This window comes from Brevibacterium sp. MGP-B1 (genome assembly GCF_057766545.1).
Genome location: NZ_CM173407.1, coordinates 1,461,115 through 1,478,375 on the forward strand (window position 1 = coordinate 1,461,115; position 17,261 = coordinate 1,478,375).

Below are 17,261 nucleotides of genomic sequence, written 5' to 3' on the forward strand. Positions count from 1 at the left end.
TGCAGTCTCCCAGATGCCGTGTTACGGCGAAGTATCGGCCGGGTCTCAGGCGTCGGGGACGATGTTGACGAGCTTGGGGGCTCGCACGATCACCTTGCGCACTCCGGCGCCGCCGAGGGCCTTGACGGCGTTCGGCGATTCGAGAGCCAGTTTCTCGAGCTCTTCTGCGGTGATGTCCGGGGCCACCTCGAGCCGTGCGCGCACCTTGCCCTTGACCTGGACCACGCAGGTCACGGTCTCGGCGACGAGGTGATTCGGGTCCGCCTCGGGGAAGGCCGCATAGGTGACCGTCGACTCGTGCCCGAGACGTGACCACAGCTCTTCGGCCAGGTGCGGGGCGAAGGGCGCGAGCATGATCGTCAGCGGTTCGAGGACGTCTCGGGTCGCACCGCCCTGTTTGGTGGCATGGTTGGTGAGCACGATGAGTTTGGAGATCGCGGTGTTGAACCGCAGATGGTCCATGTCTTCGCGCACACCGTCGATGACCTGGTGGAGGACCTTGAGCGATTCGGCGTCGGCCTCACCGTCTGCGACCACGGACTCGCCGGTGGTCTCGTCGACGAAGAGCCGCCACACGCGCTGCAGGAAACGCTGTGCGCCGACGACGGCGCGGGTGTCCCAGGGACGGTCCTGTTCCAGCGGGCCCATCGACATCTCGTAGACGCGGAAGGTGTCGGCACCGAAGGCGTCGTACATCTCGTCGGGCATGACGGAGTTCTTCAGCGATTTGCCGATCTTTCCGTACTCCCGGTTGACCTGTTCGCCGTTGTACCAGAACGTCAGCTCACCGTTCGATTCGGTCCTCTCCTCCACCTCGGCGGCGGGAACGTAGACGCCGCGGGAATCGGTGTAGGCATAGGCCTGGATATATCCCTGGTTGACCAGACGGTGGAACGGCTCGGACGAGGAGATGTGCCCGAGGTCGAAGAGGATCTTATGCCAGAAGCGGGCGTAGAGCAGGTGCAGCACAGCGTGCTCCTGCCCACCGACGTAGAGGTCGGCGCCACCGCGCGGTTTCGAGGCCCGCGGGCCCAGCCAGTACTTCTCGTTGGCGGGGTCGACGAGGCGCTCGTCATTGTGCGGATCCGCGTAGCGCAGCTGGTACCACGACGATCCGGCCCAGTTGGGCATCGTATTCGTCTCACGCTGGTAGGTCTTCGGACCGTCGCCGAGGTCGAGCTCGATGCTCGTCCATTCCTGATTCCGGCTCAGCGCCGGTTCGGGACGGCTGTCGGCATCGTCGGGCGCGTAGGTCCGCGGTGCGAAATCGTCGACTTCGGGCAGCTGAACGGGCAGCATCTCGTCGGGCAGAGCAATCGGGGTGCCGTTCTCGTCGTAGACGATCGGGAACGGTTCGCCCCAGTAGCGCTGGCGAGAGAACAGCCAGTCGCGCAGACGGTACTGGGTGGACTCGGTGGCCAGTCCTTTTCCGGCCAGCCATTCGGTGATCCGGGCCTTCGCCGCGTCGATCTCGAGGCCGTTGATGTCGATCTCGGCGTTGGCCGAGTTGATCATCACGCCGGTGCCGGTGAACGGCGCGTCCTCGTCGTGGTCGGCCGGAGGCTGCACGGTGCGGATATAGGGCAGCCCGAACGCCTTTGCGAAGTCCCAGTCACGGGCGTCTTCGGCCGGCACGGCCATGATCGCTCCGGTGCCGTATCCCATGAGCACATAGTCGGCGATGAAGATCGGAACCTGTGCCCCGGTGGCCGGGTTGAGCGCATAGGAGCCGGTGAAGATGCCGGTCTTCTCCCGGCTCTGCTGCCGGTCGGCGTCGGTCTTGGCCGCAGCGGCACGCTGGTAGGCGGCGATCGCCTCGGCGGGGGTGGCCTCTCCCCCGCGCCAGGACTCGGGGGTGGACTCATCCCAGACCTCAGCGGTCAGGTCGGCGACCTGCGGATGTTCGGGACTGAGGACGAGGTACGTGGCACCGAACAGAGTGTCCGGGCGAGTGGTGTAGACCTCGATGTCGCAAGCATCGTCGCCGGCGATGGGCAGGCGCAGCAGGGCGCCCTTCGACCGACCGATCCAATTGACCTGCATGGCGTGGATCGCATGCGGCCAGTCCAGCACGTCGAGGTCGTCGATGAGGCGGTCGGCGTACGCCGTGATGCGCATGTTCCACTGGCGCAGTCGGCGGGTGAAGACCGGGTAGTTCCCGCGCTCGGACAGACCCTCGGCGGTGACCTCTTCATTGGCCAGCACGGTGCCCAGCCCTGGGCACCAGTTGACCGGGGATTCGGAGACGTAGGCGAGGCGGTAGCCCTGCAGGACGTTCTCGCGCTCCGCCGGGCTCAGCTCCGACCAGGCGCGACCATCGGGTGTGGGGCGGGCACCGGAGGCGAACTGCTCGATGAGCGTGTCGATCGGTCGAGCCGCGCCTTTGGCCTCGCCATCGGGGGTGGTCGCCTCGGTGTCGTACCAGGAGTTGAAGATCTGCAGGAAGATCCACTGCGTCCATTTGACGAATTCGTCGTCGGTCGTGGCGAAGCGACGGCGCACATCGTGGGCCAGCCCCAGGCGACGCAGCTGCTCGGTCATGTTCGCGATATTGGCATCGGTGGTGATGCGCGGGTGCTGACCGGTCTGCACCGCGTAGAGATCGGCGGGCAGTCCGAAGGCGTCGTAGGACAGGGCGTGCATGACGTTGTGTCCGCGCATCCGCTGGTAGCGGCCGTAGACGTCGGTGCCGAGGTAGCCCAGCGGGTGGCCGACATGCAGTCCCACACCGGAGGGGTACGGGAACATGTCCATGATGTACAGGGACTCGCGCTCGCTGAGGTCGGCCGGCGGACCGTAGGGCGACGAAGCATCCTGGGAGTCGAGCTCGCCGAGGTCTCCGGTGGGGTTCGGGGTGTGGAACGTGCCCGATTCCTCCCAAGTGCGCTGCCAAGACTTCTCGATCTTTTCGGCCAGCGCCGCATCATAGCGGAAACCGGTCTCCTCAGGGTTCGTCGTCATTACCTTCCTTCGCAGAACAGACGTGAGCGGGTTCTGACCATCGTACTCTGAACGCCCCCTGATTCGACTTGGTTAGACTGCTCACAGGTCAGCGGACGCCGGTTATCTCGGCAAACGTGATCGATTTCACTGAGACCAGGCCGAACTGTAAGATAACCGAGCAGTAACTTACGTCCTCGAAGGAGACTCATGAGCTCAACGACCATGCCGCAGTCGTCAACACCCGTCGTCGGTTTCGAGGTCGATACCGCCTCGTCGACCACCGATATCTTCCTCAGCACAGTCGCTGAGAACCCCAGCCGCCCTCTGGTCGCCAAGCCCGACGGGGAAGGTTGGAACGAACTGACCGCGGCCGAATTCCTCGCTGAGGTCAAGGCGGCCGCGAAGGGGCTCATCGCCTTGGGCGTGGGAGTCGGTGACCGGATCGCGATCTTCGGCCCCACCTCCTACGAGTGGACGCTCAGCGACTATGCCATCTGGTACGCCGGCGGAATCTCCGTGCCGTTCTACGACACCTCTTCGGAGAGCCAGCTCAGCTGGATGCTCACCGACGCCGATGTCGCTCGTGGGCTCGTCGCCTCACGCGAGCATGCCGATCGGGTGCGGGCGGCGGCCGAGGCCGCCGGACGGGAAGAGCCGGCCCTGCGGGTCTGGGACGAAGGCGCTTTCGCCGATCTCACCGAAGCCGGCAAGGCCGTCACCGATGAGGACCTCGAAGCAGCCCGTTCGCAGGTCGGCTCCGAATCCGTGGCCACGATCATCTACACCTCCGGCACCACCGGAAAGCCCAAGGGCTGTGTGCTCACCCACGCGAACTTCGTGCAGACGTCCCAGGCCGCGCGCCACCAGATCCCCAGCGTCCTCGACACGAAGATGCGCTGCCTGCTGTTCCTGCCGCAGGCCCACGTCTTCGCGCGGTTCATCGAGGTCCTGGCCATCAGCAATGGTGCTCTGCTGGCGCACCAGTCGGACCTGACGAAGCTCACCGACGCCATGGGCAGCTTCCGTCCCTCGTTCATCCTCGGCGTGCCCCGGGTCTTCGAGAAGGTCTTCAATTCCGCGCTGGCGACCGCTCAGGCAGGCGGCAAGGAAAAGATCTTCCGCCGTGCCGAGCAGGTCGCCGTCGCCTATTCGAAGGCACTCGACACCGGCAAGGTGCCGACCGGCCTCAAACTCCAGCACGCCCTGTTCGACAAGCTGGTCTATTCGAAGCTGCGCGCGGTCATGGGCGACAACGTCACGCATGCGGTCTCCGGCGGCGGTGCGCTCGGCTCGCATCTCGGCCACTTCTTCCGCGGACTGGGCATCATCGTCCTCGAAGGCTACGGACTCACTGAGACCACGGCTCCGATCACCGTCAACATTCCGGAGAAGTCGAAGATCGGAACCGTCGGCGTGCCGCTGCCGGGCGTCTCGGTGGCGATCGCTCCCGACGGTGAGATCCTGGCCAAGGGCGTGCCGGTCTTCCGCGAGTACTGGAACAACCCCGAGGCCACGGCCAAGGAGTTCCACGACGGCTGGTTCGGCACCGGTGACCTCGGCTCACTCGATGACGACGGGTACCTCACGATCAACGGCCGCAAGAAGGAGATCATCGTGACCTCCAGCGGCAAGAACGTCGCCCCGGCTCCGCTCGAGGATGTGCTGCGTCGCCACCCGATCATCGGCCAGCCGGTGCTCGTCGGCGAGAACCGCAAGTTCGTCTCGGCGCTGATCTTCCTCGATTCGGAGATGCTGCCGGGCTGGCTGAAGAACCACGATCTGCCGCAGATGAGTCTGCGCGAGGCCTCCGAGGACGATGCGGTCCAGGCCGAAGTGGCCAAGGCCGTCGACCAGATGAATAAGACCGTCTCGCGGGCCGAAGGGGTCAAGAAGTTCACAATCCTGCCGATCGAGCTCAGCGAGGAGAACGGCTACCTCTCTGCCAAGCAGTCGGTCAAGCGCCACCTCATCAATAAGGACTTCGCCGCCGAGATCGACGCGCTCTACGCCGGCTGACGCACAGCCGCTGCCGGCTGGGGCACAGTCTCTGAACTCAGCCTGCGGGGTACGGCCCGGGCACGGACTCGAACGGTCCGTCCCGGGCCGTCGTCGTCCCGCCTCGGCGAGGGCTTGCCTCAGCGTCGTAAGCTGAGGACAGAAGTCGAACTCATCGATCTCATTGGAGGCAGCGTCATGTCCGAGACCACCGATCACACTCCCAGCTACGTGACCGAAGGGGCGGAATTCAACCGGGATACGAACTACATCGACGATCGCATCCTCAACGATCCCAACGCTCAGTGGCCCGTCGAACCGGGCCGGTACCGCCTCGTCGCCGCCCGCGCCTGCCCGTGGGCGAACCGGACGATCATCGTCCGGCGCCTCCTCGGGCTCGAGGACGTCATCTCCCTCGGCATGCCCGGCCCCACCCACGATGCGCGGTCGTGGACGTTCGATCTCGACCCGGGCGGGGTGGATCCGGTGCTCGGCATCGAACGACTGCAGCAGGCGTTCTTCGCCCGGTACCCGGACTATCCGCGCGGAATCACCGTGCCGGCCGTCGTCGACGTGCCCACCGGCGTCGTCGTCACCAACGACTTCCCACAGATCACCGAGGACTTCTCCACCCAGTGGACCGAACACCACCGTGAGGGTGCCCCGAATCTCTGGCCCGAGGAATCACGGGAGGAGATGGAGAAGGTGATGCGCCATATCTACACGGAGATCAACAACGGGGTCTACCGCTGCGGTTTCGCCGGCTCCCAGGACGCCTACGAAGCGGCCTTCGACCGCCTATTCAACGCGCTCGATATCGTCGAGGATCGGCTCAGCCGGTCACGGTTCCTCATGGGTGAGACCATCACCGAGGCGGATGTGCGACTGTTCACGACGCTCGTGCGCTTCGATCCCGTCTATTTCGGTCACTTCAAGTGCAACCGGCAGCCGCTCACGGCGTTCGAGAACCTGTGGGGCTACGCCCGCGACCTGTACCAGACGCCGGGCTTCGGCGACACGGTGGACTTCGAGCAGATCAAACAGCACTACTACATCGTCCACCAGGATGTGAACCCGACCCAGATCGTGCCCAAGGGCCCCGATCTCTCAGGTTGGCTCAGCGATCACGGTCGCGACCGGAAGTTCGGCGGATCCCCCTTCGGCGAGGGGACCGCTCCCGGGCCGGTCAAGCCCGGCGAAGAGGTCACACCCGCGCATACGGCAGCGGCCTGGGTGAGCTGAGCCGAGGATTCACCTCAGGCCTCGAATTCTCCGGGCTCGATATGATCGTCTTCGGTCGTGTCGAGCCCGGCGGCTTTCTTCCGCCGCTGTTTGCGGATCTTGAACACGATCCACACGATGACGAAGACGACGACGGCGACGATGACGACGTTCTGGAAATAGCCTGCGTAGGTCTCGACGACCGACCAGTTCTCACCCAGGGTGAAGCCTGCGACGATGAGGATCGTGTTCCAGATCGCGCTGCCGGCCGTGGTCAGCAGCAGGAACTTGGTCAGGCGCATGTCCCGCATTCCGGCGGGGATGGAGATGAGCGACCGGAAGATCGGGATCATCCTCCCGAAGAACACGGCCTTGTCCCCGTGCTTGTCGAACCAGTCGACGGTCTTATGCACATCATCGACGTCGACCAACGGCATCTTCACCGCGATCCGGGCGATGCGTTCGATGCCGATCCACTTGCCCAGCGCCCACAGCAGAACCGCGCCGACGACCGAGCCGATCGTGGCGAAGACGATCGCGGCCACAATGTTCATCTGGCCTTGGCTGGAGGTGAATCCGGCCAGAGGCAGGACGAGCTCACTGGGGATGGGCGGGAAGATGTTGTCGAGGAAGACCATGAAGCCGACACCGGCCGGCCCCAGGGTCTCCATGATCGTCACGGTCCAGGCCGAGAACCCGCTGAGATTGTCCGCAGCGCTGCCGCCGGCGGCGAGGACATCGGCAGGGACTCCGCCGGCAGGCAGGCCGGCAAGGCTGTCGGTGGCAACGGGTGCGAAATCGGCAGTCGGAGCGAACGAATCAGTGATCGACATGGTCAAAAGTCTAGATAAGGGCGCGGCCCGCCGCTCACAGTACGCTCACAGCGGCTAGTGTGGAAACGAACACCTCAGACCGGAATACGAACGCACCTTGCGGATACGCATCGAAGGAGCACACACGTGGCACCTGCCAAAGTACTGGCCTCGCGCAACACCGTCGCTGAGGTCGGCCACAATGCCGTCAACCGACCCGGACCCGCCCACCTCATGCGCGCAGTCCAGCGTTTCGGACAGCGTCTGGGCAATCAGTTCGGTGCCGCGATCACCTACTTCCTCGTTCTCGCGGTCATGCCCATCGCTATGGTCAGCCTGGCGAGCATCGGCTTCGTCCTCGATGTCGCCCGCCCTGAGCTCCTTCCCGAGGTCACGAAGCAGATCGAGAGCTTCACCGCCGGCAACTCCTCGCTGACCGAGCAGCTCGAGAGCTTCCTCCTCGACTGGCAGGGAGTGGGAATCATCGGTATTATCACCGGCCTCTACACGGGTCAGGGATTCATCGGCAATCTCGGTGCCGCGGTGCGAGCCCAGCTGCACGACGACTTCGACGATGCCGTGCCGGAGAAGTCCTTCGTCAGCAAGGTCATCAACAACGTGATCACCCTCATCGGCCTCATCATCGGCCTCCTGCTGGCCGTGGCCCTCACGGTCGTCGGCACCGGCCTGCGCTCGATGATCGCCGACTTCCTCGGGCTCGGCGGATTCGCCGGCAGCCTGCTGTTCATCGTTCCGGTCATCCTCACGTTCGGAGCCGCCTGGCTGATCTTCTGGTTCCTGTTCACGATGCTGCCGGAGAAACCGGTGGACAAACAGGCGAAGAACCGCGGCTCGCTCATCGGCGCGACCGCGTTCCTCATCCTCATCAACTTCTCCACGGTGCTGGTCAACCTCTTCTCCGGGAACAAGGCCGCCGGTGTGTTCGGATCGATCATCGCGATCATGCTCACCCTCAACGTCTTCGCCCGCATCATCCTGTTCATCGCCGCGTGGATCGGCACGGCGAAACCACCGCGGCCGCGCGAAGAGGAACAGGAATACCGGTTCGTCGAACCGAAGGTGCAGGCGCAGAGCCTCGGCGCACTCATCACCGGTGCGGGAATCGTGGCGCTGACCCTGCTGGGCTTCAAACGGTTCGAGGAACGCCGGTCCGATCGCGAATAGGCGAGACGGTAGACTGTTGGCGCATCCGTTATAACTGACCGAGGGGACACGACCTTTGACTGACGCTACGACTGCTCGCCTGGACGATTGGGCGAAGAAGCAGACCGCCGCCGAAGAACTCATTCCGCTAGTCGGACGCCTGTACCGTGAGAACGACGTGCTGCTGACCCTGTTCGGGCGGTCGCTGCTGAACAAGTCGGTGACCGGCATGATCAAGGCGCACCGCTATGCTCGCCACTTCCTCGGCGAAGAGCTCGACATCCAGATCACCCACCGCATCGTCAAGGTGCTGTCGGGGCTCAACCTGGCACCGGCCCGCATCGATCTGGGCCGCCTCATCGAGAAGCTCGATGATCCGAACGCCGACGTCGACGCCTTCCTCGCAGCCGAGCTCGCCGAGGTCGTTCAGTCGCAGTCCGGCAAGGGCGAGGTCCGCGACGTCGTCCTCTACGGCTTCGGACGCATCGGTCGTCTGCTCGCCCGCATCCTCATCGATCGTGCCGGTGGGACCGGTATGCGTCTGCGTGCGATCGTCGTGCGCCGCAATGGGGAGAACGACATCGTCAAGCGCGCCTCCCTGCTGCGCCGCGATTCGGTGCACGGTGCGTTCGACGGCAGCATCGTCGTCGACGAAGAGAACAGCACCATCCAGGCCAACGGCACCCTCATCCAGGTCATCTACTCGAACGACCCGTCGGAGGTCGACTACACCGCCTACGGAATCAATGACGCCATCATCGTCGACAACACCGGAAAATGGCGTGACGAAGAGGGCCTGTCCAAGCACCTCGCGTGCCCCGGTGCATCGAAGGTCCTGCTCACGGCTCCCGGCAAGGGAGAAGTGAAGAACATCGTCTTCGGAGTCAACGACGACGCGATCCTCGACACGGACACCATCGTCTCGGCCGCTTCGTGCACGACGAACGCGATCACCCCGGTGCTCAAGGCCATCAACGACAAGTTCGGTGTCCGCAATGGCCACGTCGAGACGGTCCACTCGTTCACGAACGACCAGAACCTCATCGACAACTTCCACAAGGGCTCCCGCCGCGGCCGTGCCGCCGGCCTCAACATGGTCCTCACCGAGACCGGTGCCGCCAAGGCTGTCGCCAAGGCTCTGCCGGAGCTGGCCGGAAAGCTCTCGGGCAATGCGATCCGTGTACCCACCCCGAACGTGTCCATGGCGATCCTCAACCTGAACCTGGACAACGCCACCACCGTCGACGAGCTCAACACCTTCCTCCGCGAGGTGTCGATGCATTCGCCGCTGCGCAACCAGGTCGACTACGTCACCTCCCCCGAGCTCGTGTCCACCGACCTCGTCGGCTCCAAGCGGGCCGGTGTCGTCGACGGTCTGGCCACGATCGTCGATGAGGACCGCGTCGTCGTCTACGTCTGGTACGACAACGAATTCGGCTACTCCTGCCAGGTCGTGCGCTGCGTGGCCAAGATGGCCGACGTCGACGTCCCGGCATTTCCCTGATATCGCCGAGGCGGCCCACCGAAACGCTCGGATGAGCGTTCGGTGACCGGCTGAGACAGGCGCCCGGAGTCTCACGACGCCGGGCGCCTTCGTCATTCACCTCCGTCGCCGTCCCGCACCCTTAGCCGCAAGATCTACAGTTCGGGCCATAGCCCGGTGGGAATGACAGAACCTCCCGCAGGAACGAGAGGTTCTGCCGGCAACGAGGTGTTCTGCTCACTTCGCGGCGTCGGACTCCATGGCCTCATGCAGCCAGATCGGGGTGAAGGTAGCGAATCGCTCCGCCAGATCATCGTCGCTGTCGAGGATCACGGCGAGTCGGTCATCGGCATTCGCCAGTTCATTCGCCCAGATGGGCCCCAGGCAGGCCAGCAGCAGGCAGGCGATGACGACGGCGCCGGCCAGGATCGGAGTCTCAGCCCACAGCAGCATGCCGAACAGGATGCCGACGATGGCGAAGCCCACCGCCACGGCGAGCCCGGCGTTCCGCGTCCGCGGCGCCTTGGCACGAGCCGGTCGCGACGCAGCGATCGAGTCGAGCACGTCCCGGTTGATCCGCGTCCAGGCGATGATCGCGCCCAGCGCGCAGACGATGCCGATCATGATGAGGCTGAACGCCGAGAACAGCAGCACCGCATCGATGTGATCGCCTTGGGCTTGGACGGCGGCCCCGAGTCCGGCGACGAGCATCGCCAGGGCGAGCACCAGCATGCTCAGCAGACGTGCACGCCGCACGGCGATGAGTTCGGCGATCACCCTGGCCAGGAACACCCGCTGCGCCGCGGGGTCGTCGGCCTGGCTCACCGCACGTACCCGAGCTTCTTGTCCACGGTGTGCGGGAACTGCTCCCCGGCCAGATACTGTTCGAACAGGCGATGGAACTGCTCGGCCAGTCGCATTCTCCACCCGTCGGTATCGCCGCTCATATGCGGGGTGATGATGACGTTGTCCATCGACCACAGAGGATGCCCGGCGGGCAGCGGCTCTTCGTCGAACACGTCGAGTCCGGCCCCGCCGATCTGCCCGTCGCGCAATGCGGTGACGAGCGCGTCGGTGTCGACTGTGTCTCCGCGTCCGACATTGATGAACACGGCGGTGTCGTCCATGGCGGCGAACGCCTCGGCGCCGATGAGCCTCTCGGTCTTCTCCGTCAGCGGTGCGATGTCGATGACCCAGTCGAATCCGGCCACGTGCTCGGGCAGAGTGGCGGAGTCGATGACCTCACCGAAGTCGGCGTCGCCGCTGCGGGCGCGCGATCCGGCTCCGGTGACGTCGATGTCAACGGCCTTCAGCAGGCGTGCGATGCCTCGACCGATGGCTCCGGTGCCGACGATGAGTGCCTTGGTGCCGGCGATGTCGCGGGTCGACCGGCGATTCCACCTGCCCTCCGCTTGGTCGTCGAGCGAGCCGATCGAGCTCTTCGCGTGCATGAGGATGTAGCTGAGGACGAATTCGGCGATCGGGCGGTCGAAGATTCCGCGGGCGTTGGTCACCGTCACCGGCGAATCGACCAACTCGTCGAAGAGGAGCGAGTCCACGCCCGCTGCCGCGGCATGGACCCACTCGAGTCTGTCGGCGCTGCCATAGGCGTCCTTGAGTGCGGTGGAGAAGAAATCCCACATCAGCAGCACATCGGTGCCGGGCAGCGCCTGGGCAAGGGTCGACGCCTCGGCGATGCGCAGTTCGATCCCGTCCCGCTCCCCCAGATCAGTGATCAGTGCGGGGATCTCGGTCCCGGGTGAGTTGAGTATGGTCAGTACCGTCATTCCTCGGCTCCTTGGACAGTGGGCTTTCTGCCACACTAACCGATGAAGTCTCTGCCGGGGTGGAAACCGGCGCGGACACGACACCCGCGCGCTCTGCTTCGACATCGAGGCTCTCGCGCTTCGCCGCTTCGTTCTTCAGGGTCTGCGCCAGCGGAGTGTTCGGCAGGAAGCAGAGGAAGACGAAACCGAGGACGGCCAGCGGAGCCACCCACAGGAACAGGGGCACGAGGGCGTCGTTGTAGGAGGTGATGATGAGTGAGTGCATCGGCTCCGGCAGCTTCGACACGATCTCCGGGGTCAGCCCCGTCGAGGAGATCTTGGGCATGTGCCCGTGTGGGGCCGCCTTCGCGATCTCCGTGATTCCGGACTTGATGTTGTCCATGAGCCGCTGGGTGAACACGGATCCGATGAAGGCCATGCCGAGGGTGGCACCGACCTGACGGAAGTAGTTGTTCGACGCGGTCGCGGTGCCGACCATGGACACCGGGAAGGCGTTCTGGACGACGAGGACGAGTGTCTGCATGCTCAGGCCCAGTCCGAGTCCGAGCAGCGCCAGGCAGCCGATGGTCTCCCAGGCCGAGCTCTCGGCCTTCAGCTGGGAGAGCAGAACGAGCGAGGCGGCCATGATGAGGATTCCGGTCAGCGGGTACTTCTTGTACTTGCCGGTGCGGGAGACGATGAAACCGACGAGCGTCGAGGACACGAGCATGGTGCCCATCATCGGCACCATCATCAGCCCGGCGACGGTGGCGTCGATTCCGTGGACCATCTGCAGGTAGGTCGGCATATAGGAGAGCACACCGAACATGCCGATGCCGACGAAGAGGCCGGCGATCGTGCACAGCAGGAAGTCGCGGTTGGTGAACAGGTGCATCGGGATGACCGGTTCGCTGACCTTGAGTTCGACGACGACGAAGGCGACTGCGGCGATGATTCCGGTGACGATGAGCCCGTTGATCTGCCAGGAGCCCCATTCGTAGTCGTGTCCGCCCCAGGCGGAGGTGAGAACGATGCAGGAGGTGACGATCGAGATGAGCGCCATGCCGATGACATCGATCTTCGGACGAGGGCCGGCACCCTTGGTGTGCTTGGGCACCTTGAGGAACACGGCGGCGGCGATGAGGGCGATGATGCCCAACGGGAAGTTGATGGCGAAGGCCCAGCGCCAGCCGGGTCCTTCGGTCAGCCAGCCGCCGATCAGCGGTCCGGCCACGGACGACACGGCGAAGGCGGAGCCCATGATGCCCATGTACTTGCCGCGTTCGCGGGCGGGGACGACGGAGGCGATGATCGACTGCGAGAGGATCATCATTCCGCCGCCGCCGATGCCCTGGAGCACGCGACCGAAGATCAGCGTCGACATCTCATTCGCGATGAGGGCGAAGACCGAGCCGAGCAGGAAGCAGCAGATGGCGAACATGAACAGCGGCTTGCGTCCGAACAGGTCGCCGACCTTGCCGTAGACGGGCATCATGATCGTCGAAGCGAGCATGAATGCGGTCGAGACCCACAGCATCTGGTCGACGCCGTCGAGTTCGCCGACGATCGTCGGCAGCGCGGTCGCCAGCACCGTCTGGTTGAGCGAGAACATGAACATCGCGATCATCAGGCCGACGAAGAGCAGAATGATCGCCGAGGTGGCCATCGGCTCTGTCTGTGCGTCGGGTCCCGCGGGGGCGGAGTTCTTCGAGGTGGTTGCCGTCATCGTCTTCTCATCGGTTTCGTGGTTGCTTCTCATCACAGCTTTCGTCATGGCAGTCGGTCCAGGACCTTGCGGAACAGGTTCAGGGAGTCTTCGAAGATCGCTTGGGTGCCGCCTTTGTCCTCGACCGCCTCCGGATCGGCTTTGATCACCTGTCCCGCATGATTGAGCGGGACCCGGCAGAGCTGGGTGAGCATGCGCGCACTGCGCCAGGCGGAGTCCTCCGAGGAGAACTCCTGGCCGAGGTGTCGCAGTCGGTCGAGCACGTGACCGGTGACGATCTCTTCGAGTTCTTCTGCCCGGTCGAAGCTCTTGCTCACGAGTTCCGGATACAGCGCGAAGAGGCGGCGGCGCCGCGCCGGAAGTTTCGGATCGACGGAGCCGACGAGCAGCGCTTCGCGGACGAAGCGCGCCGTGTCCTCGGCCAGCGTGTCGAGCCCGGAGGGGCTGTGCACATAGTCGAAGGCGAGGCCCTCATCGACGCCGACATCGGCTCCGAGGCCGACGATCGCGTCCTCCTTCGTCTCGAAGTAGTTGAAGAAGGTGCGTGTGGACACCCCCGCGTCGGCGGCGATCGTCGCCACGGTGGCACAGGCCAAGCCGTCTTCGAGCACGCGAGTGATCGCCGCTTCATGGAGGGCGTTGCGAGTCAGGCGCGCCTTCTTCGAGCGCAGGGATTCTTCAGCGGGCATAGGTACATTTTGCACCACATGCAAACTTTCACCAACTGCAAATCTGCAATTGTGCACTATTTCACTGTGCGCAGCCTTTCACATGAGCATCTTCAGCCGTGCCCGGTGCTGCTCGAGGGTCTGCAGCTGACCGAGCAGTGCTGCCTGACCTGCTCCGTCGGCGGTGTCCTGGCGCTGCAGGCGGGAGTGGAGTTCCTTGGCGATGCGTTCGAGGTCGTAGTCGAAGAGGCGGGCGACGATCCCGCGGGCGAACCGATCGATCCCGTCTCCCTCGATGACCGGCAGCGGGGTCACGAGCAGCTGGGCCACATAGGGCTTGAGGTCCTCGGCTGCGGCGTCGAGCACGCGTTCGGCCCATTTCGACTGAGCCGTGCCGGCTGCGCCCAGTCCCCCGGCCTGTCTGATGGCGTCCTGGATCCGCCGGTAGCCCGGGTGTTCGAAGGCCTTCGCGGACAGCGAGTCGAAGAGCTTCGCATTGACCACCTCCGGATGTTGGAGGGCGACCATGAGAGCGCCCTTCTCCGTCTTCAGCCGGGCGGGGCTGATCGGGGCCGAGAGGTTGGAAACGTCGGGGCGTTCGTCGTAGACGTATTCGATGCTGCGCTCATCGGAGACCTCCCCCGCCGAGGCGGGACCGGGCCCGCGTGCGCCCCCGGACGGGACGGCCCCCGGCTGGGCACCCGGATCGGCCCCCTGTCCCGTACCGGGTCCATGCCCCGAGCCGGGTGTGGCCGGCGACGAGGGGGCGGGTGTGCTCGGTGCCGGCGGCGGGCCGTCGCGGTAGGACGACTGGCGGGCGGGCGCCTCGGCGGGCTGGCGGTTCTGCTTCGGTTGGCGGGCGGCGGTGCGGACCGCGGCCTCCACCTCGTCGATATCGACGCCGATGCGACCGGCGACGAACCGGTAGTAGTGGGAGAGGCTGTTGCGGTCACGGATGTCGGTGAGCACCTCGGCGGCGGCGCGGACCGCGGAGATCCGTCCTTCGACGGTGTCGAGGTCGAAGCGGGAGATCGCGGTGGTGATGACGAACTCGAAGAGCGGCTTGCAGCCGTCGATGAGTTCGCGCAGGGCCGCGTCGCCCTTCTGCATGCGCAGATCACAGGGATCGAGGCCATCGGGTTCGACGGCGACGAAGGTCTGGGCGGTGAACAGGTTCTCGAATTCGAAGGCTTTGAGCGCAGCCTTCTGACCGGCGGCGTCGCCGTCGAAGGTGAAGATCACCTGTCCGGTCGGATCGTCACCGAGGAGGCGGCGGATGATCTTCACGTGTTCGGCGCCGAAGGCCGTGCCGCAGGTGGCCACGGCCTGGTCGACTCCGGCGAGGTGGGCGGCCATGACGTCGGTGTAGCCCTCGACGACGACGACGCGTTTGGTCTTCGCGATGGACTTCTTCGCCAGGTCGAGTCCGTAGAGAACCTGATTCTTGTGATAGAGAGCGGTCTCGGGAGTATTGAGGTACTTCGGTCCCTTGTCATCGTCATAGAGTCGCCGGGCGCCGAAGCCGATGGTCCGGGCGGTCATGTCCTTGATCGGCCAGATCACCCGACCGCGGAACCGGTCGTAGATTCCGCGGCCGCCCTCGCTGGCCAGGCCGCCGGCGAGGATCTCCTCATCGGTGAAGCCTGCCTTGCGCAGATGGCCCGTCAGGGCATCCCAGGATTTCGGGGCGAACCCGATGCCGAACTCCCGGCTCGACTCGGCGGGAAAACCGCGGCCGGACAGGAACTCGCGGCCGATCTGCCCGGCCTCGGACTCGAGGGCCTGGGCGAAGAAGCGTCCCGCGACCTCGTGCATCTCCAGCAGCCGCTGTCTGCGGCTGGCCTGTTCCCGGTCCGGGCCCTTCCCGTCCTCGTAGCGCAGGTGCATTCCGGCCTTGCCGGCCAGCGTCTCGACGGCTTCGACGAAGCTGAGCTGTTCGACCTTCTGCAGGAAGGTGAACACGTCTCCGGACTCACCGCAGCCGAAGCAGTGGTACATCCCGACCTGCGGACGCACCGTGAACGACGGAGTCTTCTCGTCGTGGAACGGGCACAGTCCTTTGAGGGATCCGATGCCCGCGGTCTTGAGGGTGACGAACTCCCCGATCACCTCGTCGATGCGGGTGCGGCTGCGCAGTTCGTCGATGTCCTCGCGTTTGATGAGCCCGGCCATGGTCTAGAGCCGATCCTCCGCTCCGGCGTTGAGGTGGTGGTACAGGGCCCAGGCGGAATGGTCGGTCAGAGAGGCGATCTGGTCGACGATGACGCGCAGCCGTGCGGAGTCGTCGGCGGCCGCGGCGTGGTCGGCGCGGAACATCGGATCGAGCTTGTCCGGTGACTGCGAGTACCATTCGGCGAGTTCGCTGATGACCGCCGCCTGGATGTCATGCAGCCGCAGACGATCCTCGGCGACCATCACCGTCAGCGTGGCCATGCCCTTGAGCACGGCGATCTCGACCATGGTCGCCTCGGGGACGACGAGTGAGGCCGAATATCGGGCGAGGGGCTCCCAGCCGTATTCCTCACGGGTCGCGGATTCCGCGGCGCCGACGAAGCGCCCGATGAGCTGACTCGTCATGTGTTTGAGGCCGGCCTGAGCACGTCGGGATCCGTCGAAGGCCTCCTTGGGCCAATAGGCGGCGGCCTGCAGTCGGCCGAGTGCCTTGTCCATCTCCGCATCGGTGGTCTCCGGCAGGTACCACTGACGGGTGATGTCGAAGAGTTCGGCACGCCGCTCATCGGCGGCGAAGTCGGCAAGGTCCAGATGGCCTGCGACGATGGCGTCCTCGACATCGTGGACGGAATAGGAGATGTCGTCGGCCAAGTCCATGACCTGGGCTTCGATGCATTTCTGGCCGTTGTCGATGCCGTCGCGGTAGAAGTCGAAGACAGCCCGGTCGTCATCGTAGACACCGAATTTGCGCACCCCGGAGTCGCGGCGACCGGCCGTGGCTTCGGCTCGGGGCCATGGGTACTTCGTCAGTGCGTCGAGGCTCGCGCGGGAGAGGTTGAGGCCGGCCGGGCGACCGTCATCGGCGATGACCTTCGGTTCGATCCGGGTGACCAGACGCAGGGTCTGGGCGTTGCCCTCGAAGCCGCCGATGTCTGCACACAGGGCATCGAGAATCGTCTCACCATGGTGGCCGAAGGGAGGGTGTCCGAGGTCGTGGGACAGGCAGGCGGTGTCGACGATATCGGGATCGCAGCCGAGGTAGCGGGCGAGTTCGCGGCCGACCTGGGCGACCTCGAGGGAGTGAGTGAGACGGGTGCGGACGAAATCGTCCGTGCCCGGGGACACGACCTGGGTCTTCGCGCCGAGCCGGCGCAGTCCGGAGGAATGGAGGACGCGGGCTCGGTCGCGTTGGAAGGCCGAGCGCCGCGGATTCTTCGCCGGTTCGCTCACCCACCGCTCCTCGTCCCACGACGAGTAGACCGCCACGGTCCCCGTCCCCACCGAGGTGTGCGGGTGAGTGTCGAAGGGCAT

General features: G+C 65.1%; 12 protein-coding genes. 4 read left to right on the plus strand and 8 right to left on the minus strand.

Going from position 1 to position 17,261, the window contains the following annotated elements; translation table 11 throughout:
* Positions 1–45: 45 nt before the first annotated feature.
* Complete coding sequence (gene leuS / locus AC3CD9_RS06800) at positions 46–2,961, minus strand: leucine--tRNA ligase (RefSeq protein WP_488366917.1); 2,916 nt, start codon at positions 2,959–2,961, stop codon at positions 46–48.
* Positions 2,962–3,150: 189 nt separating this feature from the next.
* On the opposite strand from leuS, the gene AC3CD9_RS06805 reads away from it, so the two are divergent.
* On the plus strand, positions 3,151–4,959 hold the full coding sequence (locus AC3CD9_RS06805; RefSeq protein WP_488366918.1) for an AMP-dependent synthetase/ligase: 1,809 nt from the start codon (positions 3,151–3,153) through the stop codon (positions 4,957–4,959).
* Between the two features lie 177 nt (positions 4,960–5,136).
* Positions 5,137–6,180: a glutathione S-transferase C-terminal domain-containing protein gene (locus tag AC3CD9_RS06810; protein WP_488366919.1), complete on the plus strand. Its 1,044-nt coding sequence runs from the start codon at positions 5,137–5,139 to the stop codon at positions 6,178–6,180.
* A gap of 14 nt (positions 6,181–6,194) precedes the next feature.
* Here the strand turns inward: AC3CD9_RS06810 and AC3CD9_RS06815 are convergent, their stop codons facing one another.
* Positions 6,195–6,830: a DedA family protein gene (locus AC3CD9_RS06815; protein WP_488367512.1), complete on the minus strand. Its 636-nt coding sequence runs from the start codon at positions 6,828–6,830 to the stop codon at positions 6,195–6,197.
* Between the two features lie 288 nt (positions 6,831–7,118).
* Here AC3CD9_RS06815 and AC3CD9_RS06820 point away from each other — a divergent pair, with 288 nt between their 5' ends.
* Both AC3CD9_RS06820 and AC3CD9_RS06825 read left to right on the plus strand, forming a co-directional pair.
* The gene (locus tag AC3CD9_RS06820) at positions 7,119–8,156 is read left to right on the plus strand and encodes a YhjD/YihY/BrkB family envelope integrity protein (protein WP_488366920.1); all 1,038 of its coding nucleotides are present in this window, start codon (positions 7,119–7,121) and stop codon (positions 8,154–8,156) included.
* A gap of 55 nt (positions 8,157–8,211) precedes the next feature.
* Positions 8,212–9,639 (plus strand): glyceraldehyde-3-phosphate dehydrogenase, encoded by a 1,428-nt coding sequence (locus AC3CD9_RS06825; protein ID WP_488366922.1) that lies wholly within the window; start codon positions 8,212–8,214, stop codon positions 9,637–9,639.
* A 216-nt stretch (positions 9,640–9,855) separates the two neighbouring features.
* Here AC3CD9_RS06825 and AC3CD9_RS06830 read toward each other — a convergent pair whose 3' ends face one another.
* The 6 genes from AC3CD9_RS06830 to AC3CD9_RS06855 form a co-directional block, all read right to left on the minus strand.
* A complete protein-coding gene (locus tag AC3CD9_RS06830) occupies positions 9,856–10,443 on the minus strand; it encodes a hypothetical protein (protein ID WP_488366923.1) in 588 nt (195 codons plus the stop codon).
* Positions 10,440–11,405: a D-2-hydroxyacid dehydrogenase gene (locus AC3CD9_RS06835; protein WP_488366924.1), complete on the minus strand. Its 966-nt coding sequence runs from the start codon at positions 11,403–11,405 to the stop codon at positions 10,440–10,442. Before AC3CD9_RS06835 ends, AC3CD9_RS06830 begins: the two co-directional genes overlap by 4 nt.
* Positions 11,347–13,143 (minus strand): MDR family MFS transporter, encoded by a 1,797-nt coding sequence (locus tag AC3CD9_RS06840; RefSeq protein ID WP_488366925.1) that lies wholly within the window; start codon positions 13,141–13,143, stop codon positions 11,347–11,349. Before AC3CD9_RS06840 ends, AC3CD9_RS06835 begins: the two co-directional genes overlap by 59 nt.
* Positions 13,144–13,154: 11 nt before the next feature.
* On the minus strand, positions 13,155–13,799 hold the full coding sequence (locus tag AC3CD9_RS06845) for a TetR/AcrR family transcriptional regulator (protein WP_488366927.1): 645 nt from the start codon (positions 13,797–13,799) through the stop codon (positions 13,155–13,157).
* A 78-nt stretch (positions 13,800–13,877) separates the two neighbouring features.
* Complete coding sequence (dnaG, locus tag AC3CD9_RS06850) at positions 13,878–15,950, minus strand: DNA primase (RefSeq protein WP_488366928.1); 2,073 nt, start codon at positions 15,948–15,950, stop codon at positions 13,878–13,880.
* Between the two features lie 3 nt (positions 15,951–15,953).
* The gene (locus AC3CD9_RS06855; RefSeq protein WP_488366929.1) at positions 15,954–17,261 is read right to left on the minus strand and encodes a deoxyguanosinetriphosphate triphosphohydrolase; all 1,308 of its coding nucleotides are present in this window, start codon (positions 17,259–17,261) and stop codon (positions 15,954–15,956) included.

Excerpts from the sequence above, each read along its gene's own strand:
- AC3CD9_RS06810 (WP_488366919.1), top strand. The coding sequence starts at position 5,137 with ATGTCCGAGACCACCGATCACACTCCCAGCTACGTGACCGAAGGGGCG.
- AC3CD9_RS06805 (WP_488366918.1), top strand. The coding sequence starts at position 3,151 with ATGAGCTCAACGACCATGCCGCAGTCGTCAACACCCGTCGTCGGTTTC.
- dnaG (WP_488366928.1), bottom strand. The coding sequence starts at position 15,950 with ATGGCCGGGCTCATCAAACGCGAGGACATCGACGAACTGCGCAGCCGC.
- AC3CD9_RS06815 (WP_488367512.1), bottom strand. The coding sequence starts at position 6,830 with ATGGAGACCCTGGGGCCGGCCGGTGTCGGCTTCATGGTCTTCCTCGAC.
- AC3CD9_RS06855 (WP_488366929.1), bottom strand. The coding sequence starts at position 17,261 with ATGCCCTTCGACACTCACCCGCACACCTCGGTGGGGACGGGGACCGTG.
- AC3CD9_RS06840 (WP_488366925.1), bottom strand. The coding sequence starts at position 13,143 with ATGAGAAGCAACCACGAAACCGATGAGAAGACGATGACGGCAACCACC.
- AC3CD9_RS06835 (WP_488366924.1), bottom strand. The coding sequence starts at position 11,405 with ATGACGGTACTGACCATACTCAACTCACCCGGGACCGAGATCCCCGCA.
- leuS (WP_488366917.1), bottom strand. The coding sequence starts at position 2,961 with ATGACGACGAACCCTGAGGAGACCGGTTTCCGCTATGATGCGGCGCTG.
- AC3CD9_RS06845 (WP_488366927.1), bottom strand. The coding sequence starts at position 13,799 with ATGCCCGCTGAAGAATCCCTGCGCTCGAAGAAGGCGCGCCTGACTCGC.